General features: G+C 66.1%; 31 protein-coding genes. 17 read left to right on the forward strand and 14 right to left on the reverse strand.

The features are described from left to right. The first annotated feature begins 6 nt into the window (after positions 1 to 6). Positions 7 to 879 (forward strand): acyl-CoA thioesterase, encoded by an 873-nt coding sequence (locus tag ACQY5A_RS04655; RefSeq protein ID WP_428339217.1) that lies wholly within the window; start codon positions 7 to 9, stop codon positions 877 to 879. On the opposite strand, the gene ACQY5A_RS04660 is transcribed toward ACQY5A_RS04655, so the two are convergent. Genes ACQY5A_RS04660 through ACQY5A_RS04670 form a run of 3 tightly spaced genes read right to left on the reverse strand, consistent with a single transcriptional unit; the run spans position 876 to position 3,198 of the window. Continuing rightward, positions 876 to 2,204, reverse strand: a complete 1,329-nt coding sequence (locus tag ACQY5A_RS04660) for a cytochrome P450 (RefSeq protein ID WP_428339218.1) — start codon at positions 2,202 to 2,204, stop codon at positions 876 to 878. The genes ACQY5A_RS04655 and ACQY5A_RS04660 overlap by 4 nt on opposite strands. Before the next feature lie 35 nt (positions 2,205 to 2,239). After that, complete coding sequence (locus ACQY5A_RS04665) at positions 2,240 to 2,746, reverse strand: nuclear transport factor 2 family protein (RefSeq protein WP_428339219.1); 507 nt, start codon at positions 2,744 to 2,746, stop codon at positions 2,240 to 2,242. Further along, a complete protein-coding gene (locus ACQY5A_RS04670) occupies positions 2,743 to 3,198 on the reverse strand; it encodes an SRPBCC family protein (protein ID WP_428339220.1) in 456 nt (151 codons plus the stop codon). The genes ACQY5A_RS04665 and ACQY5A_RS04670 overlap by 4 nt, the downstream gene beginning before the upstream one ends. Before the next feature lie 266 nt (positions 3,199 to 3,464). Here ACQY5A_RS04670 and ACQY5A_RS04675 point away from each other — a divergent pair, with 266 nt between their 5' ends. Together ACQY5A_RS04675 and ACQY5A_RS04680 are read left to right on the forward strand one after the other, a co-directional pair. Further along, positions 3,465 to 3,860: a hypothetical protein gene (locus ACQY5A_RS04675; protein WP_428339401.1), complete on the forward strand. Its 396-nt coding sequence runs from the start codon at positions 3,465 to 3,467 to the stop codon at positions 3,858 to 3,860. Between the two features lie 84 nt (positions 3,861 to 3,944). Then, complete coding sequence (locus tag ACQY5A_RS04680; protein WP_428339221.1) at positions 3,945 to 4,073, forward strand: hypothetical protein; 129 nt, start codon at positions 3,945 to 3,947, stop codon at positions 4,071 to 4,073. 56 nt (positions 4,074 to 4,129) lie between these two features. Here ACQY5A_RS04680 and ACQY5A_RS04685 read toward each other — a convergent pair whose 3' ends face one another. Continuing rightward, on the reverse strand, positions 4,130 to 5,110 hold the full coding sequence (locus ACQY5A_RS04685; protein WP_428339402.1) for an esterase family protein: 981 nt from the start codon (positions 5,108 to 5,110) through the stop codon (positions 4,130 to 4,132). A gap of 354 nt (positions 5,111 to 5,464) precedes the next feature. Here ACQY5A_RS04685 and ACQY5A_RS04690 point away from each other — a divergent pair, with 354 nt between their 5' ends. Next, on the forward strand, positions 5,465 to 6,652 hold the full coding sequence (locus ACQY5A_RS04690) for a DUF7159 family protein (RefSeq protein WP_428339222.1): 1,188 nt from the start codon (positions 5,465 to 5,467) through the stop codon (positions 6,650 to 6,652). A gap of 19 nt (positions 6,653 to 6,671) precedes the next feature. On the opposite strand, the gene ACQY5A_RS04695 is transcribed toward ACQY5A_RS04690, so the two are convergent. From ACQY5A_RS04695 to ACQY5A_RS04710, 4 genes are read right to left on the reverse strand one after another with little or no spacing between them, the layout of a single operon-like run. Then, complete coding sequence (locus ACQY5A_RS04695; RefSeq protein WP_428339223.1) at positions 6,672 to 7,544, reverse strand: LLM class F420-dependent oxidoreductase; 873 nt, start codon at positions 7,542 to 7,544, stop codon at positions 6,672 to 6,674. 21 nt (positions 7,545 to 7,565) lie between these two features. After that, positions 7,566 to 8,123 (reverse strand): YceI family protein, encoded by a 558-nt coding sequence (locus ACQY5A_RS04700; RefSeq protein WP_428339224.1) that lies wholly within the window; start codon positions 8,121 to 8,123, stop codon positions 7,566 to 7,568. Further along, positions 8,120 to 9,133 carry an alcohol dehydrogenase catalytic domain-containing protein gene (locus tag ACQY5A_RS04705; protein ID WP_428339225.1) on the reverse strand — a complete coding sequence of 338 codons (1,014 nt, stop codon included), beginning with the start codon at positions 9,131 to 9,133 and terminating at the stop codon, positions 8,120 to 8,122. The genes ACQY5A_RS04700 and ACQY5A_RS04705 overlap by 4 nt, the downstream gene beginning before the upstream one ends. A 9-nt stretch (positions 9,134 to 9,142) precedes the next feature. Beyond that, positions 9,143 to 10,405 (reverse strand): cytochrome P450, encoded by a 1,263-nt coding sequence (locus tag ACQY5A_RS04710; RefSeq protein ID WP_428339226.1) that lies wholly within the window; start codon positions 10,403 to 10,405, stop codon positions 9,143 to 9,145. Positions 10,406 to 10,677: 272 nt separating this feature from the next. Between ACQY5A_RS04710 and ACQY5A_RS04715 the strand changes: the two genes are divergently transcribed. After that, positions 10,678 to 11,121, forward strand: coding sequence for a hypothetical protein (locus ACQY5A_RS04715; RefSeq protein ID WP_428339227.1), 444 nt, complete (start codon positions 10,678 to 10,680; stop codon positions 11,119 to 11,121). Positions 11,122 to 11,137: 16 nt separating this feature from the next. Then, complete coding sequence (locus ACQY5A_RS04720) at positions 11,138 to 11,353, forward strand: hypothetical protein (protein WP_428339228.1); 216 nt, start codon at positions 11,138 to 11,140, stop codon at positions 11,351 to 11,353. Here the strand turns inward: ACQY5A_RS04720 and ACQY5A_RS04725 are convergent, their stop codons facing one another. Then, positions 11,354 to 12,484 (reverse strand): nitronate monooxygenase, encoded by a 1,131-nt coding sequence (locus tag ACQY5A_RS04725; protein WP_428339229.1) that lies wholly within the window; start codon positions 12,482 to 12,484, stop codon positions 11,354 to 11,356. 174 nt (positions 12,485 to 12,658) lie between these two features. Here ACQY5A_RS04725 and ACQY5A_RS04730 point away from each other — a divergent pair, with 174 nt between their 5' ends. Next, complete coding sequence (locus tag ACQY5A_RS04730) at positions 12,659 to 13,396, forward strand: glucose 1-dehydrogenase (protein ID WP_428339230.1); 738 nt, start codon at positions 12,659 to 12,661, stop codon at positions 13,394 to 13,396. A gap of 114 nt (positions 13,397 to 13,510) precedes the next feature. Here the strand turns inward: ACQY5A_RS04730 and ACQY5A_RS04735 are convergent, their stop codons facing one another. Further along, a complete protein-coding gene (locus tag ACQY5A_RS04735; protein ID WP_428339231.1) occupies positions 13,511 to 13,921 on the reverse strand; it encodes an LLM class flavin-dependent oxidoreductase in 411 nt (136 codons plus the stop codon). Between the two features lie 96 nt (positions 13,922 to 14,017). After that, a complete protein-coding gene (locus ACQY5A_RS04740; protein ID WP_428339232.1) occupies positions 14,018 to 14,146 on the reverse strand; it encodes a hypothetical protein in 129 nt (42 codons plus the stop codon). A gap of 165 nt (positions 14,147 to 14,311) precedes the next feature. Here ACQY5A_RS04740 and ACQY5A_RS04745 point away from each other — a divergent pair, with 165 nt between their 5' ends. The 7 genes from ACQY5A_RS04745 to fadD1 are packed head-to-tail and all read left to right on the forward strand — an operon-like array spanning position 14,312 to position 20,817. Beyond that, the gene (locus ACQY5A_RS04745) at positions 14,312 to 15,481 is read left to right on the forward strand and encodes an acyl-CoA dehydrogenase family protein (protein WP_428339233.1); all 1,170 of its coding nucleotides are present in this window, start codon (positions 14,312 to 14,314) and stop codon (positions 15,479 to 15,481) included. Positions 15,482 to 15,485: 4 nt separating this feature from the next. Beyond that, positions 15,486 to 16,607: an acyl-CoA dehydrogenase family protein gene (locus ACQY5A_RS04750; protein ID WP_428339234.1), complete on the forward strand. Its 1,122-nt coding sequence runs from the start codon at positions 15,486 to 15,488 to the stop codon at positions 16,605 to 16,607. 34 nt (positions 16,608 to 16,641) lie between these two features. Then, positions 16,642 to 17,193 carry a MaoC family dehydratase gene (locus ACQY5A_RS04755; protein ID WP_428339235.1) on the forward strand — a complete coding sequence of 184 codons (552 nt, stop codon included), beginning with the start codon at positions 16,642 to 16,644 and terminating at the stop codon, positions 17,191 to 17,193. Continuing rightward, a complete protein-coding gene (locus ACQY5A_RS04760) occupies positions 17,190 to 17,633 on the forward strand; it encodes a MaoC/PaaZ C-terminal domain-containing protein (RefSeq protein WP_428339236.1) in 444 nt (147 codons plus the stop codon). The genes ACQY5A_RS04755 and ACQY5A_RS04760 overlap by 4 nt, the downstream gene beginning before the upstream one ends. Beyond that, on the forward strand, positions 17,630 to 18,832 hold the full coding sequence (locus tag ACQY5A_RS04765; protein WP_428339237.1) for a thiolase family protein: 1,203 nt from the start codon (positions 17,630 to 17,632) through the stop codon (positions 18,830 to 18,832). Before ACQY5A_RS04760 ends, ACQY5A_RS04765 begins: the two co-directional genes overlap by 4 nt. 1 nt (position 18,833) lies before the next feature. Then, on the forward strand, positions 18,834 to 19,247 hold the full coding sequence (locus tag ACQY5A_RS04770) for a Zn-ribbon domain-containing OB-fold protein (protein WP_428339238.1): 414 nt from the start codon (positions 18,834 to 18,836) through the stop codon (positions 19,245 to 19,247). After that, entirely contained in the window at positions 19,240 to 20,817 is a 1,578-nt protein-coding gene (gene fadD1 / locus ACQY5A_RS04775) for a fatty-acid--CoA ligase FadD1 (RefSeq protein WP_428339240.1), read from the forward strand. The genes ACQY5A_RS04770 and fadD1 overlap by 8 nt, the downstream gene beginning before the upstream one ends. Positions 20,818 to 20,881: 64 nt before the next feature. Here fadD1 and dtd read toward each other — a convergent pair whose 3' ends face one another. Further along, positions 20,882 to 21,313, reverse strand: a complete 432-nt coding sequence (dtd, locus tag ACQY5A_RS04780) for a D-aminoacyl-tRNA deacylase (protein WP_428339241.1) — start codon at positions 21,311 to 21,313, stop codon at positions 20,882 to 20,884. A gap of 52 nt (positions 21,314 to 21,365) precedes the next feature. Here dtd and ACQY5A_RS04785 point away from each other — a divergent pair, with 52 nt between their 5' ends. Next, entirely contained in the window at positions 21,366 to 21,686 is a 321-nt protein-coding gene (locus tag ACQY5A_RS04785; protein ID WP_428339243.1) for an MTH1187 family thiamine-binding protein, read from the forward strand. A 10-nt stretch (positions 21,687 to 21,696) separates the two neighbouring features. Then, on the forward strand, positions 21,697 to 22,959 hold the full coding sequence (locus tag ACQY5A_RS04790) for a competence/damage-inducible protein A (RefSeq protein WP_428339244.1): 1,263 nt from the start codon (positions 21,697 to 21,699) through the stop codon (positions 22,957 to 22,959). On the opposite strand, the gene ACQY5A_RS04795 is transcribed toward ACQY5A_RS04790, so the two are convergent. Further along, positions 22,941 to 24,230 carry an MFS transporter gene (locus tag ACQY5A_RS04795; RefSeq protein ID WP_428339245.1) on the reverse strand — a complete coding sequence of 430 codons (1,290 nt, stop codon included), beginning with the start codon at positions 24,228 to 24,230 and terminating at the stop codon, positions 22,941 to 22,943. The two genes, ACQY5A_RS04790 and ACQY5A_RS04795, sit on opposite strands and share 19 nt — an antisense overlap. A gap of 51 nt (positions 24,231 to 24,281) precedes the next feature. Next, positions 24,282 to 25,196 (reverse strand): alpha/beta fold hydrolase, encoded by a 915-nt coding sequence (locus tag ACQY5A_RS04800; protein WP_428339246.1) that lies wholly within the window; start codon positions 25,194 to 25,196, stop codon positions 24,282 to 24,284. Positions 25,197 to 25,291: 95 nt separating this feature from the next. Between ACQY5A_RS04800 and ACQY5A_RS04805 the strand changes: the two genes are divergently transcribed. Then, a complete protein-coding gene (locus tag ACQY5A_RS04805) occupies positions 25,292 to 26,359 on the forward strand; it encodes an amidohydrolase family protein (protein ID WP_428339247.1) in 1,068 nt (355 codons plus the stop codon). The last annotated feature ends 28 nt before the right edge of the window (positions 26,360 to 26,387 follow it).

Below are 26,387 nucleotides of genomic sequence, written 5' to 3' on the forward strand. Positions count from 1 at the left end.
GCGTGCGTGACCTCTCCGCCGCCCGTCATCACGCTGCGCCAAGTCCTCAACACGCTCGACCTCGAACAGGTCAACGCGGAGTTCTTCGTCGGAAGCCAGATCGACGAAATCGCGCACCACATTTCCGGCGGCCACATCGCGGCGCAGGCTTTGATGGCCGCCAGCCGAACCGTGACCGACCGCTTGCCGCACAGCATGCACATGTACTTCCTCCGGGCCGGCGATGCCCGGCAGCCGGTCGACTTCGAGGTCACCGCGCTGCACGACGGCGGCACCTTCTCGGCCCGGCGCGTGACCGCCCGCCAGCTCGGCTCCGTGCTGCTGGAAGGCGTTGCGTCATTTAGCAAATCCGTCGAAAGCACTGTCTACCAGCAGCTTCCACCGGATATCCCGGATCCCGAATCTGTGCTGAGCTTCGCCGAGCAGCACAGCGATCACGCGGACGAACTCGGTGGCTGGTGGGTGCGCGAGCAGCCCGTCGATTATCGATACGTGGACCCGTCGGCCAGGCTCGCGGCCGACCTTGCCGACGCGCCGCCCGCCGGGATCCGAATGTGGTGGCGTCCCAACGGCATTGCGCCGGCCGACCCCGTGATCGCTGAATGCCTGGCCGCGTTTGTCGCCGGCCGAACGTTGCTCGAGTCGGCCATGATCGCGCGCCGCACAACCCCGCTGGGACCAGGCTTCTCCGCTCTGATGGATTTGGCGATGTGGTTCCATCACCCGCCGGATCTGTCGGATTGGCTTCTCTACGAACAACACTCACCCAGCGGCATCGGCGGTCGCGGATTGGCTCAGGGCACGATGTTCAACCGCACCGGCCAGCTGGTCTGCACCATGACGCTGGAGTGCTACTTCGGCGGTAACAAGAGCGGCTAGCGCACGGCCATCGATCGGGCCTGGCCCAACGCCACCGGCAGCGCGGACCAGCCGCGCAGCACCCGGGTGTCGCGGCGGCTGCCCGCACCGGCCGAGCGCACGTCGGGAAAGCGATCGAAGAACGACCGCAGCCCCACTTCGCCTTCGGCACGCGCCAGCGCCGCACCGAGGCAGAAGTGCCGGCCACCGGAGAAGGCCAGATGTCTGCCGGCATTGTCGCGTTCGATGTCGAACGTGTTGGGATCGGCAAAGACGGCCGGGTCGCGGTTGGCGGCGGCGACATAGATGATGACGAGCTCGCCCTGCGCCACCGGATGCCCGGCTATTTCGGTGTCGCTCAACGCTATTCGCGCGGTGAGTTGGACGGGGGACTCCAGTCGTAGGATCTCCTCGACCGCGTTCGGCCACAGCTCGGGCCGCTGGCTGAGAGTGCGGAGGTGTTCGGGTTTGTCGAGCAGCATCCGGATCCCGTTGCCCAGCAGATTCACCGTGGTCTCGAACCCGGCGGCCAACACCAGACCGGCGACCGCCCGAAGCTCGTCGTGATCGAGGTACGTGTCCGGCGAGCCGCTGCCCGCCTTGCGGATGAGCTGGCTCATCAGGTCGTCGCCGGGAGCGCGACGCAGCTTGTCCAGATGGACGTCGAGCCAGAGGTTGAAACCGGCGAGCCCGCGCTGCACGCGCCGGTACTGCGGCCAGGGGAGTCCGACGTCCAAGCTGGGCGCCGCGAGTTCGCCGAACTGAAGGATGTGCTGGCGATCTCGATCAGGGACACCGAGGATGTCGCTGATGATCGCCACCGGAAGCTGCGCGCAGTACCGGTCGACGATGTCGATGATGCCGGTCTCGCGCGCCAAGTCGTCCAGCAGCGCCTCCGCCGTCTGCTCAACCCCTTCTCGCAGCGCACCGACCGCGCGATGGGTGAACACGGACGACACCGTCTTGCGGTACCGCGTGTGGTCCGGCGGCTCAACCGCCAGCAGCGAGGGCGGCAGCAACGGGTGCAGCTTGTCGTCGCGGGTCCGGCGTTCCAGCCAGCGCAGCGGCGCAGGCAAATTTGAGCCGATCGACAGAACCCGGAAATCATCCGACCGCAGTAACTCGTTCGCGATCGCGTGATCGGTGGTCATGTGGCCCATGCGGGTTCGCATGAGCGGACCGCGGGACCGTACCTGCTCGTAGAACACAACCGGGTTTGTCTTGATCGACGCGTCGGACACGAGCCGTGCCTGTAGATCGCCGCGGCGCGCGGCCAGTGACGCGACGCCGCGGACGAAGCCGTGCAGCGCCAGCCAGTGCAATCTCTGTGTGAGGTCGATTGCCATCGGCCTAGCCTACGACTCGATGCGGCCGCTGGGTCTCAGCCCAATTCCCAGTTCATGTTGCGGGCGAAGGTGATGGCATCGGCGGTGGCGGTGCCCATGGCGTGACTGCGCTCGACGTAAGACCGCACCATCGGCAGGAAGTTCATCGGGTTGTAAGCATCTTCCTCGTAGCTCCACAAGTTGTCGCCGCCGTACTTCATCACCGACAGGTTGGCCGCCTGGTGAACACTTCCGTCACCGGGGTCGCGCATCCGGTTCAGGAACTCGCAGAACACCCAGCCCCGGTCGACGTCGATGGAATGCCAGGACGTCGGATAAAACGGCATCTCGCTACCGGGGAAGACGTTCATTGTCGAGACGATCCAGTCGCGGATGTGCTCGCGGCCGTGCATCGTCCCGTAGGTGTGCTCGACGTAGGTTGCGTCCGCAGTGAACTGGTCGGCAAACCGCGACCAATCCCAGCTGGACCCGATCTCGACGACCACCTGCTTGTGGTGCTCGAAGGCCGATTCGATCTCGTCGCGCGACCACTGTCCGCTCATGCCTCCGCCACGTCCTTGATCCGGTGCAACGTCTTGGTCATGTCCCGGATGTTGCGTCGTTGTCGTAGGAATCCACCGAACAACCAGAAGTAAAGACTGATGAAAGGCGACGAGGTCATCCGGAATGATTCGGTGACGTCGGTGCCCTCGCCCGAGGGCGCCAGGCGGTAGTGCCAGTTGTTGACTGAACGGTCCCCGACGAGCACCTCGAAGCCGAATTCGCGGCCGGGCTCGCACGCGGTGATGCGGCAGACGGTCCAGTACACCGGGCCGATCTCGTTGCGCTTGACGTGTCCGCGAAACCGCGCGCCGAGCGCCGGCCGGGTGACCCCGTCCAGCCACTCGGCTTCGAACACCTCCGGCGAATAGCGGCCGATGCTGTGGATGTCGGTGATCAGGTCCCAGATCTGATCCGCCGGTGCCGCCATGTGAACTGTCGCAGATCCCTGCATGGGCTGATCCAAGCATGCCCACGGGTAGCGGGTCCGCGAAAACGGCGATGTTCAGCAGGTCGCCGCGCCAGCGTGGTGGAGGATGGCCGGTCGGGTCACACCTTGTCCGGATGATCGATCCGCGCTAGCGTTTTTCGACGCCTCAGTAGCACAATCCCGACGGAGTGATCATCATCGACGATTACCACAGCACAAAGCGGTCCAAGAACGGCGGCGGACCGGATGACGGAGAAGCGCCTGTCATCGTCAGCTTGGTCGAGGCGGCGATGCAGATGTTCTCCGCGGCCATCGACGCCCTGCCCGACACGAGCGACCCGGATTTCTCCGGGCGTGCCACTGTGATCCTGTCCGGGCTGCGCAAACTGCAGACGGCCCTGACCAAGGCGGCGACCCGCGGTCGTGCGACACCGTCAGTCATCGTGTCGCTCAGCGGCGTTCGCACCCGCTACGACGATCTGATGGCGCTGGCGTCCGAGGCGCCCGGCGCGACTCTGGGCCAGCAGCTCTACGTCGTCCGGCGGCGCGCGAAGCTGTCGGCGCAGGAGACCGCGAACGGCGTCGGGCTCACGCCCGAACTCCTCGACGCCATCGAGGCCGAGGAAATTCCGACCGACGACGAAGCCGCGCGGATCAAAGAGCTCCTCGCGGCGCTCGGGGGCTGACCACCGGGGCATCGATCGCCGCCACCTCGATGACGGCGCTGATCATCGGCAGGTGCTAAGTGGCGATCGATCGGCTGCCTGCCCATGGATTTCGAACTGCCACCCGATATCGACTTCGACCGTTATTTCCGCGGCGTCTTCGACGCCATGGTGGCACGCATCTACGGCCAGTGCAGCGACGTGACCGAACCCCGTGGCGCCAAAGCGAACTGAACCGACGAAAACTGCGCTTGACGGATCACCGTCAAGCGCAGTTCTTCTCAAAAGGTCTAGCCGGCGTGCGCGCCCAGCGAGCCCTGCAGGTCGCCCTTCATCGCGTTCAACTGGGCGCCCCAGTATTCCCAGCTGTGTGTGCCGTACGGCGGGAAGTTGAACACGGCGTTGTGGCCGCCCGCGGCGTTGTAGGCGTCCTCGAATTTCTTATTGCCGCCGATCATGAAGTTGCTCTCGAGGAAAGTGGCCGGCAAATTGGCGCCGCCCAATTCGTTCGGAGTTCCGTTGCCGCAGTACACCCAGAGCCGGGTGTTGTGCGCGACGAGTTGGCCGACGTTGACCGTGGGGTCGTTGCGTTGCCATGCCGGGTCACTGTCCGGCCCCCACATGTCTTCCTTCTTGTAACCGCCGGCGTCGCCCATCGCCAGGCCGATCGCGCCCTGTCCGGTGGACGGGCTCAGGTATCCGGACAGCGAACCGGCGTAGATGAACTGGTCCGGGTGGTAAATCGCCAGGTTCATCGCGGACGAACCGGCCATCGATATACCGACCGCCGCGCTGCCGTTCGACTTGACACTCTTCTGCGACGACAAATAACCAGGCAGCTCGCTGGTCAGGAAGGTTTCCCAGTTGTAGGTCAAGCAGCCGGATTTGCCACAGGCCGGCTTGTACCAGTTGGTGTAGAAGCTGGACTGCCCGCCGACCGGCATCACGATCGACAGCCCGGACTGGTAGTACCACTCGAAAGCAGGGGTGTTGATGTCCCAGCCGTTGTAGTCGTCCTGCGCCCGCAGCCCGTCCAGCAGGTACACCGCCGGCGCGCCGTTGCCGCCGCTCTGGAACTGGACTTTGATGCTGCGCCCCATCGACGCCGACGGCACCTGGAGGTACTCGACGGGGAGACCGGGACGGGAGAACGCGTTCGCCGTTGGGGCTCCACCGATCAGGCCGATCAGGCCCGGTAGAGCCGCGGCTGACACTGCGGCGACGGACAGCCGCCGCACCCATCCACGGATCTTGTCGCTTGCTAATGCCATATCGGGCCCCTTGTCGACGGCGTCACGCATTACCGCGAAACTTACCGTGCCGGTGTCCATATGTCGATTAAGCCGCAGTGGTGTCGCGTTTTCGCAGCAACCATGTCTACCTGCGCGGAGCCTGTGCTAGAGCCGTTAATCGGCTGTTTGTGGCAACGCCGGGCCGTGCTCCGGGACTGCGCCGCGGCCGATCCCCCGGTCGCGTTTCCGCGTGATGCACGCGTAGGGTGACCCGGGGTAGACCGACGAGACCACGCTGTCCCGGTCCTTCCGCCGCCCGCGAACCAGTACGTCAGCTCTGAATGGTTTGCCGGGTGCGGCGCTTGGGCACGGAATCGCGATTGAGGTGCAGATTTGAACACGGTAGTTGGATTGTCGCTGACATCGACGTCAGTCGGCTGGGTCTTGGTGGAAGGCCGTGATGCCGACGGCGCCATCCTCGACCACGACGATTTCGACGTTGACCCCACCGCCGGAGTGCAGGCGGTGTACACCTCGGAACAAGCGAGCGCGGCCGTGCTGGAAGCGCAGGCCGCGGCGGCCGGGTTCGATCAGCGACTGCATGTCGTCGGCGTCACTTGGTGCGACGAATCGTCGGCCGAGGCGGCGCTGCTGGTGGAATCACTGACCGACGCCGGATTCGACAACATCGTGCCGGTCCGGTTGCATGACGCGTGCGACATGCTTGCTCGGGCCATCGCCCCGGTCGTCGGCTACGACCAGGCTGCGGTGTGCGTGCTGGACGGCGAGTCGACGACCGTCGTCATGATCGACGCCGAGGACGGCGAACCGCAGACCGCCATCAAGCAGTTGTCCGGCGGCCCAACACATCTGGTTCATTGGCTCACCGCGCTGTTCGACCGCAGCTCGTGGCAGCCCAGTGGCATCGTGATCGTCGGCGCGCAAGAGGACGTCGACGCCCTGACGCCGCGGCTGGCGACCTTGCCGGTCCCGGTCATCAACCAAGTCGGCGCAGAGTTGGCGTTGGCGCGGGGAGCCGCGCTTGTCTCGGCTCAAAGCACCGAATTCACCGACGCCGCGATGCTCGAGACGGTCAACAGCTGGCGCCGGGATCAGTTGGCCGCGAAGAAGAACTCATGCGCCGGCGCATTGACGACGCTGGCCGCCGGAGCGGTCACGTTCGTCGCGTCGCTGGCGCTGGCGCTGGGTCCGCACCTGGTCCCCAACTACGGATCCAACCCGGCCAGGCCGGTGGCCCACCGCGCGGTGGGCGTACGCATCGCCGAAGCGCCAGCGCCTCCGCCGGCCGCGTTCAAGACGCCCGCCGCTCGCCCGGCGCCGCCGCCCGCGCCGGCGGAAGAGCCGGTCGCCCGGCAGCCGGTCGTCGCGCAGGCGCCGGTCGAGGTGCACGCCGTCGCGCCGGCTGCGCCGCCCGCGCCGCCGCCTCCGGTAGCGCCCCCACCGCCGCCGGAAGAGCCACCCAACCCGCACCCATTGCTCACCAAGCTGCTCGAACGCCTGCATGGGCAGGCGCCCGACCAGCAGCCGCCGCCTCCGCCACCCGGGGCGCCGGCACCCTGATCGTCAGCTGCCGGCTGCGTTAATTCGTGAATTGCCTGGCTATTTCGGCTGCGGTGGTCAACACACTGAGATGCTGGTCGACGGACTCCAGACCGGCGTTCATGGTATTGACCGAGGCATGCGAAGCGCCCGCATCCGCCCAGGTCTTGAGACCTTCGGCAAGATACTCGGCGCTGCCGTCCCAGGAAACCTGACCCTGCATACCGATTTCAGCCGGATCCCGGCCGGCCTCGGTGGCGGCTTGCGCCACCTCTTGGCGCGCCCGCTCGAGTTTGGGTCCTGGTCCCACCATCGGAAACCAGCCGTCGCCGAGGCGGCCGGCCCTCCGGAACGCGCGCGGTGATGATGCCCCGAACCACACCGGGATCGGCCGCTGGATCGGCAGCGGCGCCAGGCCCGCGCCCGTCACCCGGTGATAGGCGCCGGTGAAGGTGACGCTCGGCTCGGTCCACAGCTTGCGCATCAGCGTGACCTGCTCGTCGCAGCGCTTACCGCGCGTCGAGAAGTCTTCGCCCAACGCTTGGTATTCGACCTGGTTCCAGCCGAGACCAACTCCCAGGCGCAGCCGACCACCGCTGAGCAGGTCAACCTCGGCCGCCTGTTTGGCGACGAGCACGGTCTGCCGTTGCGGCAGGATCACGACGCCGGTGACCAACTCCAGGGTGGTCGTCACCGCCGCGAGGTAGCCGAATGTCACCAACGGCTCATGGAAGGTGTTGTGCATGTCGTAGGGACCGTTCCAGTCGGCGTGGACCGTGGTGTCGGCGCCGACGACGTGGTCGTAGGCGAGCAGGTGCGCGTAGCCCAGCCCCTCGACATGCTCGGCATAGGCCCGAACAGCTCCCGCGTCGGCCCCAATCTCGGTCTGCGGGAACACCACTCCGATCCGCATCGTCTAACCCCTCCGTCACCTTTATTTGGCGCGCTTCGCGGTGAACGACACCACGACGTCGTCAGCGACCCTCAGCGCGCCGAGCAGCTGCGAGTACGGCTTGATGCCGAAGTCGGATTGCCGTAGCGCGGTCTCGCTGGACAACCACCAGTTGGTTCCCTGGTCGTCGGTCCGCACATCGACCACCTGCTCCCGCGACGTCGCGTGGATCGTCAGGGTCCCGGTCAACCGGTAGCCGTCATCGGTCTTGTCGATAGCGTTGGCCTCGAACGTGATTCGCGGATAGCGTTCGGCATCCAGCGACCGTGACGCATTGCCGCGCACCAGAATCTTCTCCGGCCCGGACAGCGGAGTGACGCCGCCTTCGCCGCCGACGACTTTCAGCGAACCGACCTCGACGATCAGCTCCGCGCCCACCGGCACGCCGCCATCCCAACGGGCCGTCGCGCGCCACTGCCGCATCGCGAGGGTCAGCCGGTGTCCCATCACGGCGGCCGGGCCGGCGACACCGGTTCGGATCAGCAGCTCACCGTCGGAGCCGTCGAGGCTCCATTCGGCGGGTTCGGTGTCTCGTGTCAAACCGTCAACACAGTGCGGTAGTGAGCCCGGCCTTCTTCCAACGCGGCATAGCCTTCAGCGGCCTTGGCCAGCGGCAGCTCCTCGATCCACGCTCGCACCCCGGTCTGCACCGCGAATCGCATCGTGTCCTCGATCTCGCTGGCGGTTCCCGACGGATGGCCAATGATGCTGAGCCCCGGGCTGATCAGCTGCAGGGGACTGATCGGCAGCGGCTCGGGAGTGACCCCGATGGTGATGAGCTCGCCGAAGGGGAGTAGTCCGCCGACCGTGGCAGCCATTGCCTCTGAGGCCCCGGCGGTGCCCAGCACCACCGCGACCCCGCCGAGGTCGTTCAGCGCTTCGGCGACGTCACCGTCGGTAGCGTCGACGTAGTGATGTGCGCCAAGTTCGAGTGCATCCGCTCTCTTCGCGGTACCGCGGTTGATCGCGATGGTCCCGAAACCCATTGCCCTGGCGAACTGGATCCCGAGGTGCCCGAGGCCGCCGACACCGAGAATCGCCACCCGATCGCCGGGCAGCGCCTTGGTGTGTCGCAGCGCGTTGTAGGTCGTCACACCCGCACAGCCCATCGGCGCGGCCTCGGCGTCGGTGAGCTCCGAGGGGATGCGCGCCAACGCAGTGGCTGGAACCGTCGCCGATTCGGCGTAGCCGCCGGGATAGTGCCAGCTCGGAACCTGACCGTTCAAACAGGTGATGAACTGGCCCTTGCGGCACTGTGCGCAGTGGTTGCAGTTGCCGCCGAACCAGCCGACGGCGACACGATCTCCGACCGCGAATTCGTCGACGCCCGGGCCGATTTCCGCGATCGTGCCCGCGATCTCGTGTCCCAGGGTCAGCGGCCACGACAGTCCCGGGAAGTCACCGGCGACGAAGTGGGCGTCGGTGCCGCAGATGCCGCAGGCCTTGACGCTGAGTCGTACCTCGCCGCGGTCCGGCGACCTCGTCTCGACGTCGGCGAGTTCGAGCGCTGCGCCCGCGGACTTGACGTGAACTGCTTTATGGGAAGGCATAGCCGTAGCCTAATGCGCGACAGGGCATTTGGCTGAGGCATCACTGTGGTAGTCGACCTGCCAATGTTTGATGCCGTTGAGCCAGCCGGAACGTAGGCGTTCGGGTGTGCCGACCGACTCCAGGTTAGGCATCGCGTCGGCGATCGCGTTAAACATCAAGTCGATCGTCATCCGCGCCAGGTTGGCCCCGATGCAGTAGTGCGCCCCCGTTCCGCCGAAGCCGACGTGCGGATTGGGGTCGCGCAGGATGTTGAACGAGAACGGGTCGTCGAACACTTCCTCATCGAAATTGGCTGAGCGGTAGACCATTAGGACGCGCTGACCCTTCCTGATCTGCACACCGGACAGCTCATAATCCTCGAGCGCGGTCCGCTGGAAGGACGTGACCGGGGTGGCCCATCGGACGATCTCGTCCGCGGCGGTGGCCGGACGTTCCTTCTTAAAGAGCTCCCACTGGTCGCGGAAGTCGGTGAAGGCCATCATGCCCTGGGTGATCGAGTTGCGGGTCGTCTCGTTGCCCGCGACCGCGAGCAGGATGACGAAGAAACCGAACTCGTCGTCGGAGAGCTTGTGTCCGTCGACGTCGGCCTCGATCAGCTTGGTGACGATGTCTTCACCGGGGTTCGCGGCCCGGTCGGCGGCCATTTGCATGGCGTACATGATCAGTTGGATCGAGGCGTCGATTGCGTCGTTGTTCTCGAACTCGGGGTCCTGGTCGCCGACCATCTGATTGGACCAGTGGAACAGCTTCATCCGGTCCTCTTGCGGCACTCCCAACAGGCCGGCGATGGCCTGCAGCGGAAGCTCGCACGACACCTGTTCGACGAAGTCGCCGGACCCGTGCGCCGCGGCGGTCTCCACGATCTGGCGGGCCCGCTCCCGGAGGTCGTTGCGAAGCACCTCGACGGCCCGGGGCGTGAAGCCGCGGGAGATGATCTTGCGCAGATGGGTGTGCTGCGGCGCATCCATGTTGAGCAGGACGAACTTGCCGCGTTCGACCTGCTCGCCGACGGTGCCGTCCTTGTAGCGCGGCAGCGCGGTCTTCTCCAGGCTGGAGAAGACGTCGCTGCGACGCGAAATCTCTTTGACGTCTTTGTGTTTGGACACCACCCAGAATCCGCCGTCGTCGAATCCGCCCGCGCCCACTGGCTGCTCGTTCCACCAGATCGGCGCTGTCCGCCTCAGCTCGGCCAGCTCTTCAACCGGCAGACGCTCGGCGTGGACGTCGGGATCGGTGAAATCAAATCCGGGAGGAAGATTCGGAGTCGGCATCGGTGGCACTCCTAGGGATGAATACGACTTGGGCATGACGCGTTCTGGCCCAGTAAAGCACCGCAACAGCCGAGATGGAACGGCTTCTGGACGGATTGTCGGTTGATGGACTGGAACGTGTTCTCGCGTGGTGTCGAGGCGCCAGGACAGTCCGCGCACGCTTCCCGTGCGGCCTCGCGAAACGGCCTTGTGGCACCCCGGGTACTGGCTATGCTTGCCTCGAAGTCGCTGGCTGGCTGGACAGCCAGGTGACGCGAAACCGAAGGTGGATCATGATTCGCGAACTGTTCGTTGCCGCTGCGGTCACCGGCGTCGCTGTCGGCCTGGGCCCGGGTGCACTGGCCGATAACGGGCACTACGACGGGGACGTGCCGGGTATGAACTACGACGCTTCGCTCGGTGCACCCTGCGACAACTACGAACGATTCATCTTCGGACGTGGGCCGGGCGGTCAGGCCGAGGCGTGCCATTTCATCATCAACCAGTTCCCGGCTGCGCAGACGGGGTATTGGGTGATCACCTACCCGCTCAACGGAGTGCAGCAGGTGGGCGCCAAGTGCGACAACCCGCGCGGATCTTCGGCGCAATCACCCGATGGGCTTGCGATGTTGTGCACCGAACACGGCTGGCAGATCGGTCAATTGACCGGCGGCGGGGCCCCGGACGGTAGGGGCGGCGGATTCCCATCCGACACGAGCATCACGCACTTCCCTTAAGACTCAGGAGATAGCCATGGCTTTCAGGCCGAAAGACGCGATCGACGCCGCCCGGGACATCGTGACGAACGCCGTCGAACGATCCGCAGACATCGTCGAGGACGCCGGACACATCATCAAAGGCGACATCGCCGGCGGCACCGGGGACATCGTGCACAACTCCATCGACATCGCGACCTATGCGGTCGAGCGGACCAAAGAGGTCTTCACCGGCGCCGCCGAAGACGAGTAACTAGACCGACGCGGCTTCGTTCAGCTCGTCAAGCTTGTTCGTCGCCTCGAGGTACTCCTGCACCCAGCGTTCGATGACCGTCGAGGTCTTTTCCACTTTGGCGAATTGGCCGACGACCTGACCGACCGGGTTGAACGCCACGTCGACCGATTCATTGGGGTAGCGGTTGGTCGCCCGCACCGCCATTCCGGAAACCATGTACTGCAACGGCATTCCGAGCGGCTTCGGGTTGTCCGGCGCCTCCCAGGCCTCGGTCCAGTCGTTGCGGAGCATCCGGGCCGGCTTACCGGTGAACGACCGACTGCGGACGGTGTCGCGACTACCCGCTTTGACGTACGCGGCCTGCTGGACCGGGGTGTTCGAGGATTCCTCGACCATCAGCCATTGCGAGCCGGACCACGCGCCCTGGCAGCCCAACGCCAATGCCGCGGCGATCTGCTGACCGCTGCCGATACCACCCGCACCGAGCACGGGAACCGGCGCGACCTCCTTGACCACCTGCGGCCACAACACAATTGAGCCCACCTCGCCACAGTGGCCGCCGGCCTCGCCGCCCTGAGCGATGATGATGTCGACGCCGGCGTCGGCGTGCTTGCGGGCCTGCGACGGGGAGCCGCACAGCGCAGCGACCTTCAGCCCGGCGTCATGGATGTGCTTGATCATCTCCGGCGGCGGGGTGCCGAGCGCGTTGGCGATCATCTTCACTCCTGCGTGGGTGAGGGCGACCTCGACCTGCGGCGTGGCCGTCGCCTCGGTCCAGCCCAGCAACTGCAGGGTGTCGCCGTCGCTGTCCTCGACCGGCACACCGTGGTCAGCGAGGATCTTCTTCCCGAAGTCGAGGTGATCCTGCGGCACCATCTTGCGCAACGACTCAGCCAGGTCTTCGGCGGACAGGTGGGAGTCCATGCCCTCGTATTTGTTCGGGATGACGATGTCGACGCCGTACGGGTGATCGCCGATGTTCTCGTCGATCCACTTGAGCTCGATCTCGAGCTGCTCGGGGGTGAAGCCGACCGCCCCCAGCACGCCGAAGCCGCCGGCCTTGCTCACCGCGACCACAACATCGCGGCAGTGCGTGAACGCGAAGATCGGAAATTCGATGCCGAGCTCGTCGCAGATGGGAGTGTGCATGGGAATCCTCACGTGGTTGCTTACCGCGGCGTTGGCGAACTGGAACGTGTTCTAGTTTAGTACGGATCTGCTCGACTGCGACCACCCGGGTGAAAGCTTTTGTTTACCCAGCTGGGACCGGCGGAGGTGGAACAGGTTCTACTCGCCGATCCGGCTGCGGTAGCGTGTCGCGTCATGGGACGCGTGGACGGCAAAGTTGCACTGATCAGCGGCGGTGCCAGGGGGATGGGCGCAGCGCACGCCCGCGCACTGGTCGCCGAGGGCGCCAAGGTCGTCGTCGGCGACATTCTCGACGACGACGGCAAGAAACTTGCCGACGAACTCGGTGACGCCGCACGTTATGTCCACCTCGATGTCACCCAGCCTGAGGAGTGGGAGGCCGCGGTGTCCACCGCCGTCAACGACTTCGGCAAGCTCAACGTTCTGATCAACAACGCCGGCATCGTCGCGCTCGGCCAGCTGGGGCAATTCAACGTGGACAAGTGGAACAAGGTCATCGACGTCAACCTCAACGGCACCTTCCACGGCATCCAGGCCGTGGTCGAGCCGATGAAGGCGGCCGGTGGCGGCTCGATCATCAACGTCTCGTCGATCGAGGGTCTGCGCGGCGCGGTCATGGTGCACCCGTATGTCGCCTCCAAGTGGGCGGTGCGCGGGCTGACCAAGTCGGCGGCGCTGGAGTTGGCCTCGCAGAACATCCGGGTCAACTCCATCCACCCGGGCTTCATCCGCACCCCGATGACCAAGCACTTCCCCGACGATATGGTGACCGTCCCGCTGGGGCGCCCCGGCACCTCCGAAGAGGTCGCCACCTTCGTGCTGTTCCTCGCCAGCGACGAATCGTCGTACTCGACCGGAGCGGAGTTCGTCATGGACGGCGGACTGGTCAACGACGTCCCGCACAAGTTCTGACCGCGAGCCGCTAGCGACACCGGGCGATCACGGTCTCGGCGAACCGCTCGATCGCGGCGCGGCAGCCCGCGCGATCACTCGGCCCGACGTCCTCGGCCATCCAGGGTGCGCACATCACCGCGGTGATGCCGAGGTCCTCGGCCCGTCGGTAAGGATCGGCGACGGCATCTCGAGCAAGGCCAGCATGATCGCGAAAGGCTCTGCGCCGCGCCCGTATTCATGTCGTAACGCTGTGAGCTTCTGCACGTAGCGGACCGCGTCGTCCCAGCCATAGGCGGTGCCGACCCAGCCGTCGCACAGCCGCGCCGCCCGGCGCAGCGCCACGTCCGATTCGCCACCGCACAGGATCGGCACCGGGGCCGGCGGGTGCGGCTCAAGCATCCAGCCGGCGCCGACGGCCAGCGACACCCGGCCGCCGGAAATCACCGAGGCGGTCGCCACCTGCTTCGCCACCTCGACAAGAGGTCGGGACGGGGCGACGTAGATGGCGTTGGAGAACCGCAGGCGCTCCGTGGTCGACGACATCGCGCCGATCATGATCCACGAATCGGGCCAAGCCGTCTCCGGTGGCCACGGCGGCACTCCCGCCCCGGACGGGTACGGCGATCGCAGATCGCGCGGTTAAATCAGGTGATCGGCGCAGATGACGCCGTCGTAGCCGCACTCGTCGAGCATCCGGGCAATCGCCAGGGCGTCGGATGTCTCCATAAACGGTGTGCCAGACCAGAACTGCATCAAGCGGCCCTGCATTCGATGACATCCGCGAGAGTGCAACTGCCGAGCCATTTCCCGGGTAGAAGCCTCGGTAGTCGCACTTTCGCGGGGTCGTTCGACAAGTGGGGCATGCCGTATGACTTTAAGTTCCTTTTCGTCAATCCCGCGCGCGGTTTCATAAGACCCACTAGTAAAAGGATGGTGGACTTCGAACTGGACGCGGCGCAGACGGCCTGGCTGGCTGAGGTACGCGCGTTCCTCGCCGAGGCGGTCACGCCGGGGCTGCGATCCGAACTGAGCGAGCACGGTCAGGAGTTGCCGAACCGGGAAGTCGCGGCTTTTCGGCGAAAGATCGGCGAGCGGGGCTGGTTCGGATTGAACTGGCAGTCGGACTACGGCGGGCTGGGCCTGGGCGCGGTGTATCAGCACCTGTTGATGCGGGAATTCGAATACTGGGGTGTCCCGGGACCTGACCTGACCGTCACGTCGGTCGCGCCGATGATCATGCGGCACGGCACCGAGCAGAACAAGCTTGAATTCCTCCCGCCGATTGCCCGCGGCGAGTTGATCTGCGCGGTGGGTTATTCGGAACCCGAGGCCGGCACTGACCTCGCGAGTCTGCGGACCCGGGCCGTCCGCGACGGCGACGAGTGGGTGATCACCGGATCCAAGATCTGGAACAGTGTCGCGAATCGCGCAACGCATGAGTGGCTTTGTGTGCGTACCGATCCCAGTGCGCCACGGCACCGGGGCATTTCGGTGATCATGGTTCCCACCGACCTGCCCGGCATCGCGATCCGTCCGCTGTACGCCTGGTCGGGTTATCGCACCAACGAAGCCTTCTTCGACGAGGTGCGGGTGCCCGTGGGCAATTTGATCGGCGAACTCAATCGGGGCTGGACCTACATCACCGGCGCGCTGGATCTCGAACGGGGCGCGCTGACGAACGCCGGAGATCTACGACGCGCACTCGACGACCTGACCACGCTGGCCAGCCGAGACGGCTCAGCATTACTGCAGACACCGGGCTTACGCCGCCGCCTCGCCCAGGCCGAAGCAGATGTGGAAGCGGCGGAGCTGATGGGATATCAGGCAGCGTCGCTGTTGGAGAGCGGTGTGATTCCGACCGTCGAGGTCAGCGCCGAGAAGATCTTCACCAGCGAACTACGCCAGCGGATAGCCGATCTGGCCATCGACCTGCTGGGCCCCGAGGGTCTGCTGGCCTACCGCAGCCCGGGTGCGCCCGTGGACGGCAAGTTCGAACGGCTGTACCGGGTTTCGCCGCTGATGCGGTTTGGTGGCGGCACCAACGAAGTCCTGCGCGACGTCGTCGCCCAACGGGGCCACGGCATGCCGTCGTACGGACGCTGATCCTGTGAAGCTGATACCGAGTCAGGACGAGCGAGATCTGGCGTCGATGCTGTCTGCGCTGTTCGCCGCTGAGTGCCCGACGAGCCTGGTTCGTGAACTGCGCGACGCCGACGTGCGGCCGAGGCCCGAGCGATTGTGGAAATCGTTGGCCGACGCCGGCGTGTTCGGGCTCTTGCTTCCGCAGGAGCACGGCGGCGCCGACGGCACGCTGACCGACCTCGGTGTTTTCTACGTCGAGGCCGGCCGTGGTCTGTGCCCGACGATCGTGCACGGCACCCTGCACGCCGCGATTGCCATCCAACTGCTCGGTGGACCTGATCAACGCGCGGCGTGGCTTCCGTTGCTGGCCGCTGGAAACCTCAGCGCCACAACATCTTTGTCGAGTGCCCGCGACGCCGCAACGATCGCCCCGACGCTGCGGGCCCGTGTCGACGCCACCGGTATACGGCGGCTCAGTGGGGTCGTCGATTTCGTCTCGGACGCCGACCTCGCTGATCTTCTGGTGGTCTCGGCAGCCGAGGGTGGGCGGACCGTGGGCTTCGTGCTGCCCTTGACCGCGGCAGGTCTGCGGGTCGAGGCGCAACCACTGATGGGTGGCCATCGCGCGTTCCGGATCACCTTCGACGACGTCGACGTGACCGATGCGGATGCGATGCTGGACGGTGTCGGCGGCGCGGGCCTGACGGCCGAGGATCTGCGCCGGACCGCCAATGCCGCGGTGGCCCTGCAATCGCTGGACCTGGTCGGCGTCGGTGAGGCGGTGCTGCAGCGCACGGTCGATTACACGATGGCACGCAAGCAGTTCGACCGACCGATCGCGTCGTTTCAGGCGGCGCAACACCTGGTGGCGAATATGCATGTTGCGCTGGACGCGGCGCGGCTCGCCGCCCATTCGGCGGTGTTCTGGATCGGGCGGGGTCACACCGCGACCCGTCAGACCGCGATCGCCCGGATGCATGCCGCGACCGCGGCGAAACTCATCACGCTCGATGCGCACCAATTGCACGGCGGCATGGGCTATGTGGTCGAAACGGACCTGCATCTGTTCTCCGAGCGAGCCCGGGTGTTGTCGACGCTCGGCGGTGGCGCGGACATCGCCTCGACGTGGCTGGAGGAGCGGGCGTGAGCGAGCAGCGACGACGACGATGCGGAGCGAAGCGATGAGGTGGAGGCACCTCCCGCTTGCGGGGGAGAGCGGCGCACACGAGCAGAGCCTGATCGACCCGGAGTCGGCGGCGCGGGTCGGAACGGTGGCTGCCACCGCGACGGGTGAAGTCAACCGGCGCGACTGGCAGCGGTGGGCCGCCGCCGTCGGTGACCACAATCCGCTGTGGTTCGACCCCGAATACGCTCGCGCACAGGGCTATCTCGACATCGTCTGCCCGCCGCTGTACCTGCAGTACGCGGTCCTGGGCGTTACACCGCTGGACGAGGTGCGGCCGGACGGCTCGTCGGGGGCGGTGTCGGGCAGCCTCGCGTTTCCGTTGGCACCCCGGCGGATGGCCGGCGGCGAGAGCATGACGTTTCACCGCCCGGCGTACGACCATGACCAGGTCGACATGGTCCGCACCATCGCGTCGATCGTCGAGAAGCACGGCCGCTCAGGCACATTCGTTCTGGTTACCTGGCGAACGGTGTATCACAATCAACGGCGCGAATTGCTCGCCGAAGCAACGACGTCGATGATCGCCCGACCGCCGGAAGCGCCATGACCCGCGAGCAGATCTTCTACGAAGACGTCCACCCGGGCGACAGCTTGCCGACTCTGACCGTGACGGTCGACGAGCGACAGTTGTTTTTCTTCAGCGCCGCAACCTACAACGGTCACCGCATCCATTACGACAAGGACTGGGCCCGCACCGCCGAGGGTTACGACGACGTCATCGTGCAGGGCCCGCTGCAGTCGGCGTTGCTGGCCCGCGCCATCACCGACTGGATCGGGGGTCGCGGGCGGCTGGTCGAGTACGCCGTGCAGAACCGGGCCATCGCCCTTGTCGGTGAGCAGCTGACCTTCGGCGGGTCGGTCACCGGAAAACGGTTGGTAGACAACATCGGTCTGGTCGAGCTGGAGATCGCCGGGCAACGCGACGACACGGTGTTGATGCCGGGCACCGCCACCGTGGCGCTGCCGTTGCGCGGTGACCGGTCGTGACGGGCCTGGGTGGCGAGGCGGCGATCATCGGTATCGCCGAGTTGCCCGCCGAGCGCAGGCAGACCCGGCCACCGTCGTTCACCCTCGACCAGTACGCGCTGTTGGCCAAGATGGTCGTCGACGACGCCGGGGTGGACGCCGCGGTGGTCAACGGTCTGGTCTGCCACGGCCTGGCCGAATCCGACATGTTCGCCCCGGCGACGCTGTCCGAATACCTCGGCCTGCCAGTCAATTTCGGGGAACGCGTCGACCTCGGCGGCGCCACCTCCGCGGGCATGGTGTGGCGGGCCGCGGTCGCCGTCGAACTCGGGCTGTGCGACGCGGTGCTCGCGATCGTGCCCGGGTCCGCGGTCCTGCCGACCTCCGACCGCCGTCCGCCGGCGCCGCTCAGCTGGCACGGCGCCTCGAGCAACAAGTACGGATCACCGCAGGCGGAGTTCGAAATCCCGTACGGCAACGTGGGGCAGAACGGGCCCTACGCGCAGATCGCTCAACGGTATGCGGCTCTTTTCGGTTATGACCCAACGGCTTTGGCAAAGATCGCAGTAGACCAACGGACCAATGCGTGCGCGCATCCCGGGGCGGTGTTTTACGGCAAGCCCCTCACCGTCGACGACGTGATGGCCAGCCCGATGATCGCCGATCCCATCCACATGTTGGAGACAGTGATGCGAGTGCAAGGCGGCACCGGTGTCCTGATCGCCAACGCCGACATCGCCCGCCGGGCGCGGCACCGCCCGGTGTGGATCAGGGGATTCGGCGAGCACATCGCCTTCAAGACAGCGACCTATGCCGAGGACCTGATGACGACGCCGGTGGCCCGCGCCGCCGAACGTGCCTTCACGATGGCAGGTCTGAGCCCCTCGGAGATCGACATGGCCTCGCTGTACGACTGCTACACCATCACGGTCCTGATGACGCTCGAAGACGCCGGCTTCTGCGGCAAAGGCGAAGGAATGGCGTGGGTACGCGATCGCGACCTCACCTTTGCCGGCGACTTTCCGCTCAACACCGCCGGCGGGCAACTCTCCTACGGTCAAGCGGGCATGGGGGGCGGGATGCACCACGTGGTCGACGCCGCGCGCCAAGTGATGGGCCGGGCCGCCGCCGCCCAGGTGGCCGATTGTCACCGGGCGTTCGTCACGGGGACGGGCGGCATCATGAGTGAACAAGTCGCCCTCGTGCTGGGGGGTGACTGACATGACCGAAGCGATACCACTTCCCGAGGCCACACCCGTGTCGAAGCCGTTCTGGGATGGGCTCACCGAGCACCGGATCCTGGTGCAGTTCTCGCCGTCGCTGGGACGATATGTGTTCTATCCACGCACCCTGGCGCCGGGCACGTTGGCCGATGATCTCGAGTGGCGCGAAATCGACGGCGCCGCAACGGTGTACACGTTCACCGTGGCGCGCCGACCCACCGGCCCGCCGTGGGTGGATGCGGTGCCGCAGATCCTCGCCGTCGTCGAGTGGGAGGCCGGCCCGCGACTCAGCACCGAACTGGTCGCGGTGGACCCCGCCGACGTCCGGATCGGAATGCGGGTGAGCCCGGTGTTCTGCGACATCCCCGACGCCGGGATCACACTACTGAAGTACCGGCCGGCCGATGTTTGAGACCGTGCAGCAATTGCTGCGGTCCCGCATGCACGACGACACCCCGGCGGTTGCGCACATGGAGCGAACCTGGACGTGGCGCGAGCATCTCGCCGAGGCCGCCGCCGAAGCGTCGGCGCTGATCGGGATCGCGGACGCCGGCCGTCCACTGCACGTCGGTGCCCTGCTCGGCAATTCGCCGGCCATGCTGCGTTCGATGGCGGCGGCGGGGTTGGGCGGTTACGTGCTGTGCGGGATCAACACCACCCGGCGCGGCGCCGGGCTGCTATCAGATATCCGGCGCTCCGATTGTCAACTGCTGCTTGTTGATTCGGCGCACGAGCCGCTGCTGGACGGGCTGGACCTCGCCGGAATCCCTGTGCTGGACGTGGGGTCGCAGCGCTACCTCGACGTGGTCGCGTTGGCACCGCCGCTGCAGCCGTGGCGCGAGGTCGGCTTCGATGACACCCTGATGATAATCTTCACATCGGGCACCAGCGGCGACCCCAAGGCGGTGCGGTTCTCGCACGTGATGGCAATCATGTGCGGCGCAAGTCTGGTCGGGCAGTACGACGTCACCGCCGACGACGTCTGCTATCTGTCGATGCCGCTGTTTCACTCCAACGGAGTGGCCGCCGGTTGGGCGGTCGCCATCGGCAGCGGCGCGACGATGGTGCCCGCCCGGTTCTCGACGTCGAGGTTTCTGGACGACATCCGGCGCCACCACGTCACCTACCTGAACTACGTCGGCAAGCCGCTGGCCCTGATGCTGGCCACGCCCGAGCTTCCCGACGATGCGGACAACACCCTGCGCATCGCCTTCGGCAACGAAGCGTCCGACCGCGACATCGACGAGTTCGCCAGGCGATTCGGCTGCCGAGTCGTCGACAGCTTCGGCTCCAGCGAGTTCGCCGTGATCATCACCCGCGAGGACGGCACGCCCACCGGGTCGATCGGCAGGGGATACCCCGGGGTTGCCGTCTACCACTCCGACACCGTGACCGAATGCGCGCCAGCCGTTTTCGACCAGCACGGCGCGTTGGCCAACTTCGACGATGCGGTCGGTGAATTGGTGAACACCCAGGGCTCCGGTCCGTTCGCCGGGTACTACAACGATGCCGCAGCCACCAACGAGCGGATGCGCCACGGCATGTACTGGTCCGGCGATCTGGCGTACCGGGACGTCGACGGCTGGATCTATCTGGCCGGCCGCACCTCGGACTGGCTGCGCGTCGACGGCGAAAATCTTGCGGCCGCGCCCATCGAGCGAATTCTGCAACGGCTTACCCCGATCAATCAGGTTGCGGTCTACGGGGTTCCGGACGACGGGATAGGCGACCAGGTGATGGCCGCCATCGTCCTGAACGACGGTCAGTCTTTGGCACCGGAGGAATTCGAGAAATTCCTGGCCGCTCAACCGGACTTGTCGCCAAAAGCCTGGCCCCGGTTCGTCCGCATCAACGATGAGCTTCCCCATACGGCAACCACCAAGATCCTCAAGCGCGACCTGATCCGGGCGGGCGTGACCGCCGCGGGCGGCGTCCTGTGGCACCGGGTGGGACGGGCAAGCGCATACACCGTCGCGGAGTAGCCGGCCGCCGACTGTGCAGTTTATCGACGGCGAAACCGCGAAAACGCCGTCATAGCCTGCACACTCACAACTCCAGCAACACAGTCACCGGCCCGTCGTTGACCAGCTCGACCCGCATATCGGCGCCGAAAATCCCGGTTTCCACCTCGGCGCCCAGGGTTCGCAGCGCCCGCACGAACTCGGCGACCAGCGGCTCGGCGACCGTGCTCGGCGCGGCCGCATTCCACGACGGCCGCCGGCCCTTGGCGGTGTCGGCGTACAGGGTGAACTGGCTGACCACCATGATCGGGGCCCCGAGGTCAGAAGCGGACCGTTGATCGTCGAGAACCCGCAACTGCCAGAGCTTTTCGGCGAGCCGTCGGGCTTTGTCGACGTCGTCGTCGTGCGTCACCCCGACAAAAGCGAGCAGGCCCTGACCGACGGGCCGGATCGCGCCGACCACCCGGCCGTCCACCGACACCGCTGCCGACGCGACCCGTTGCACCAGAACACGCATTCCCCGATGCTGCCACGGGTGAGATGTCCGCTGTCGTGGGTACGCTCGCCGGATGTCAGTGCTGGTCGCGTTCTCGGTCACGCCGCTCGGAGTCGGCGACGGTGTCGGCGAAATCGTCGCCGAAGCAGTCCGGGTGGTCCGGGAATCCGGCCTACCGAATCAGACCGACTCGATGTTCACCGTCATCGAAGGGGACAGCTGGAGTCAGGTGATGGCCGTCGTGGAGCGTGCCGTCGAAGCGGTGGCGGCGCGCGCCACGCGCGTCAGCGTGGTGATCAAAGCGGACTGGCGACCCGGCGTCACCGACGCGATGACCAGCAAAACCCAGTCGGTCGAGCGGTACCTGTCCGCGCGGCCCGACAGTCCCGCCTAGTGTCAAAGGTGTGAGTGCACGTGCGGGCATAGTCGTCACCGGCACCGAGGTTCTGACCGGCCGGGTCGCCGACGCCAATGGACCATGGCTCGCCGACCGCCTTCTCGAGTTGGGCGTCGAGCTCGCCCACATCACCATCTGCGGCGACCGCGCCGCCGACATCGAGGCCCAGCTGCGCTTCATGGCCGACGAGGGCGTGGACCTGATCGTGACCAGCGGCGGCCTGGGACCGACTGCCGACGACATGACGGTCGCCACCGTCGCCCGGTTCTGCAATCGCGAGCTGGCGCTGGATGTCGAGCTGGAGAACAAGATCGCCGAGATCTTGAAGAAGCTGATGGCCCGCATCGGTACCGGCGACTTCGAGGCAGTGCGTGCCGCCAACCGCAAGCAAGCCATGGTCCCGGTCGGAGCGGTGGTGATGGATCCGGTCGGAACCGCACCCGGCGTGGTCATTCCCGGCAAGCCAACCGTCGTCGTGCTGCCGGGCCCGCCACGCGAACTACAACCGATGTGGAAGACCGCGGTGCAGGTCCCTGGCGTGCAGGACGCGATTGCCGATCGAACGATCTACCGCCAGGACACCATCAGAATGTTCGCGCTGCCGGAGTCCGGTCTGGCCGAGACTCTCCGAGAGGCCGAAAACGGCATACCCGAATTCGATGCGCTGGAGATCACCACTTGCTTGCGCCGCGGCGAGATCGAAATGGTCACCCGCTACGAGCCTGACGATGCCGACACCTACCGGCAACTGACCGCGCTACTCCGGGACCGGCACGGCGAGCAGATCTTCTCTGAGGACGGCGCCACGGTGGACGAGCAGATCGCACGACTGTTGACTGGCCGCCGGATCGCGACGGCCGAGTCGTGCACCGGCGGACTGCTGGCGGCCCGGCTCACCGAACGGCCGGGCTCGTCGGCATACCTGGCCGGGGGGCTGGTGGTCTACGCCAACGACGCGAAGGCCGAGTTGCTCGGCGTCGACCCGGCACTCATCGAGACGCACGGCGCGGTGTCCGAACCGGTGGCCGAGGCGATGGCCGCCGGCGCGCTGCGCCGCCTCGGCGCGGATACCGCCGTGGCGATCACCGGAATCGCCGGGCCGGGTGGCGGAACCGACGACAAGCCGGTCGGGACCGTCTGCTTCACGGTGGCGCTGGCCGGCGGGGCGCCGTCGACCCGAACGCTTCGGCTACCTGGTAACCGCAGCGACGTCCGGGAACGATCGACGACGGTGGCCATGCATCTGCTTCGTCAAGCGCTCGATCGCTGAGCCTGTCCATCCTCGGCGATCGCGGTCGCGCTGCTTTCGTTGCTGCCGAAGTGTATTCCGGTGGCGTCCCGGCCGAGTGCCGTCAAGACAGCGACGGCTATCAGGACGGGCCCGATGGTCACGGCTAAGGCGAACGGGTAGCCGTGGGTCTCGGCCAGCCGTTCCTGGATCGGTAAGTTGAACGCCGCCAGCACATTTCCCAGCTGATAGGTGACGCCGGGGTAAAAGCCGCGAATGGCGTCCGGCGACATCTCGGTGAGGTGCGCGGGTATCACACCCCACGCCCCTTGCACCGCGAACTGCATCAGGAACGAGCCGAGGCACAGCATCGCGGCCGTGTGCGAGTAGGCGAACAGCGGCACGATCGGCAGCCCCAGCACGGCGCAGAACACCACGGTGTGGCGGCGACCGTACCGCTGAGACAGCGAGCCGAAAATCAGTCCGCCGGCGATGGCGCCGATGTTGTAGGTCACCACAATCCATTTGGCGCTCGCGTGGGAGATAGCCGCGCCGCCGTCGTGGGTGGCCGACAGGAACGTCGGGTAGACGTCCTGGGTGCCGTGACTCATCCAATTGAAAGCCGCCATCAGCAACACGAGGTAGACGAACCGCCGGATGACGGCGGCGCTGCGCAGCACGTCGCGAATCCGGGTGCGGGTCAATTTCATTCGGTCCTGCTCCGCTACCCAGACTTCGGACTCCTGCACCCGGTACCGAATGATCAAGCTGATCAGGGCGGGGATGATGCTCAGCCCGAACAGCCAGCGCCACGACAGCCCGAGGTGATCGACCACCAAGAGCGAGGCCACTGTGGCGAGCAGGTAGCCGAATGCGTAGCCCTCTTGGAGCAGACCGGAAAAGAACCCACGCCGTTCGATTGGCACCTTCTCCATGGCCAGCGCGGCACCGAGGCCCCATTCGCCGCCCATCCCAATGCCATACAGCAGTCGCAGAACAACCAGCACCGTGAAATTCGGCGCGAACGCACACAAAAAGCCGACCACCGAATAGAACACCACGTCCACCATCAGCGGCAGGCGCCGGCCGACCCGGTCGGCCCAGAGCCCGAACAGCAGCGCGCCAACCGGACGCATGAGCAAGGTGGCGGTAGTCAGGAACGCGACTTCGGCCTTCGTGTGGTGGAACGTCTTTGCGATGTCGGCGTAGACCAGCACGACGAGGAAGTAGTCGAAGGCATCCATCGTCCAGCCCAACAGCGCGGCGATGAAGGAGTTACGTTGATCCTTGGTCAGCGGCGGGTTCGCGGGCACTCGCACCATGTATCACACGGCGTGCGCCGGTGTGGCGGGCTGGGCGAGAATTCACTTCTTTTCGATGCTGTCCCAGAGCTCGATCATGGTGTGCAGAATCTCCTCGGCAAAGCCCAGGCCGGCGAGGTGGCTTTCACCCGGCAACGTGGTGAGCATCGCGTCGGGCAATTTGTCGACGACGTGCTGCCCGTGGGCGAACGGCACGATGTGGTCACGGTCGCCATGCCACCACCGCACCGGAATCTTCACCTGGTCCAGCCGGAATCCCCAGTCCTTGGCGAAGACGATGACATCGGCGAAGGGGGCGGCCAACTGCTTGCGGGAACCGTTGAGCAGATCGTCGAGGAACATCGCTTTGAACTCCGGCCGCACCAGCAGCCGCCGGTCGCCTTCGGGGGAGACCCGCGCGTACAAGTACAGCGCGGGCTCGGCGACCGGCTTGAGTAGCCGGATGAAAGCGGCCGCCGCCAAGCGGATCGGAAGTCCGGCCACCGCAAGCACTGGCGCTGCCAGTGTCCCGAGTGACATCAGGCCACCACTGATCGCCTCGGCGCCGACCGTGGGCGCTACGCCGCCCAGCACCCCGACCGCGACGATCCGATCCGGCATCGCCGCCGCACATCCCAGTGTGTAGGGGCCGCCGCCGGAAAGTCCGATGACGGCCATTTTTTCGATGCCCAGGGTGTCGGCGACGGTGCGCAAGTCGTCGGCGAATGCGAGAACGTTGTCGTACTGATGCGGGGTGGACGCCCCGATGCCGGGACGGTCGATTCCGATCAACCGAATGTGATTGTCCTCGGCGTAGACGCGGGCCTCGGCGGGGATCTGCCGTCGCGCGCCGGGAGTGCCGTGCAGCCAGAAGATCGCACGTCCTTGCGGATCGCCGAATTCGGCAAACCCCAACTGGCGATTGTTGCCGACCGCGATGTTGCCCTCCAGCTTGGGGCGAGCAATCGAATATGCCATTACGGCAGTGTTACATGAACGGCCGCGCGGGTTTGCAGCGATTTCCAAACGCCGCCGGCGGTAGGGTTACGAACGACAGCCGACGGGAGCGAGTTATGCAGATCATCGATGCCGACGGGCACGTCGCGGAAAACCCGTCGTTCGCAATCGAGGCCATGAAGCGCTGGCCGCACCGGGTCACGGCCAGCGCCGACAGCACGCCGAGGTTGGTCATCGAGGGTCGCAACTATCCCGAAGACAGCGGACCGGGCGCCGGCTGCCCGCTCGAGCACGGGATCAGCAACGCGTCGAACATCAACTGCAGGTCGGCCGAGGGCGTGCTAGGCGACGCCGATCGCGACTACATCAACACCATGGTGCTGTATCCGAGCCTTGGCCTATGCGCGCCTAGCCTCGAGGATCCGGAGTTCGCCGCTGGATTCGCCCGCCTCTATAACCAGTGGATCGCGGATTTCTGCGCCCCGACGGGCGGCCGGCTGCACGGCGTCGCCGTGACTCCGATCGAGCATGGCCAGGCGGCGGTCGACGTCATGCGGGAAGCCAAAGGTCTCGGACTGGTAGCCACTGTCGTGCCGCCGGCGTTGAAGACCCGCAACCTCGACCACCCTGATCTCGATCCGTTTTACGCTGCGGCGGTCGAACTCGACATGCCGCTCGGCATTCACGGTGCGCCGGGCATGCATCTACCCAAGATCGGTGTCGATCGCTTCACTAACTACATCCAGGTGCACTGCATCAGCTTTCCGTTCGACCAGATGACGGCGATGACCGCGATGGTCTCCGGCGGTGTCTTCGATCGGCATCCCGGACTGCGGGTAGCCTTCCTCGAGGCGGGCGCGGGCTGGGTGCCGTTCTTCATCGACCGCCTGCACGAGCATTTCGAAAAGCGCGGCGACTGGATTGAACGTGGCTGGCAACGCGATCCGCAGGATTACGTCCGGGCCGGCAACATCTTCGTGACTTGCGAGCCGGAGGAGCCGATCCTGCCCGGCGTCATCGACGTGCTCGGCGACGACTTCATCATGTTCGCCAGCGACTATCCGCACTGGGACGGCGAGTGGCCCGAGAGCACCAAACATCTGCGCACGCGTCCGGACATCAGCGAAGACGCGCGCGCGAAAATCGGCGGACTGAATGCGCAGCGCTTCTACAGCCTCAACTGAGCCGAGCCCGCCTACTGAACGCGTGCAC

This window comes from Mycobacterium sp. (assembly GCF_965277065.1).
Taxonomy (GTDB): domain Bacteria; phylum Actinomycetota; class Actinomycetes; order Mycobacteriales; family Mycobacteriaceae; genus Mycobacterium.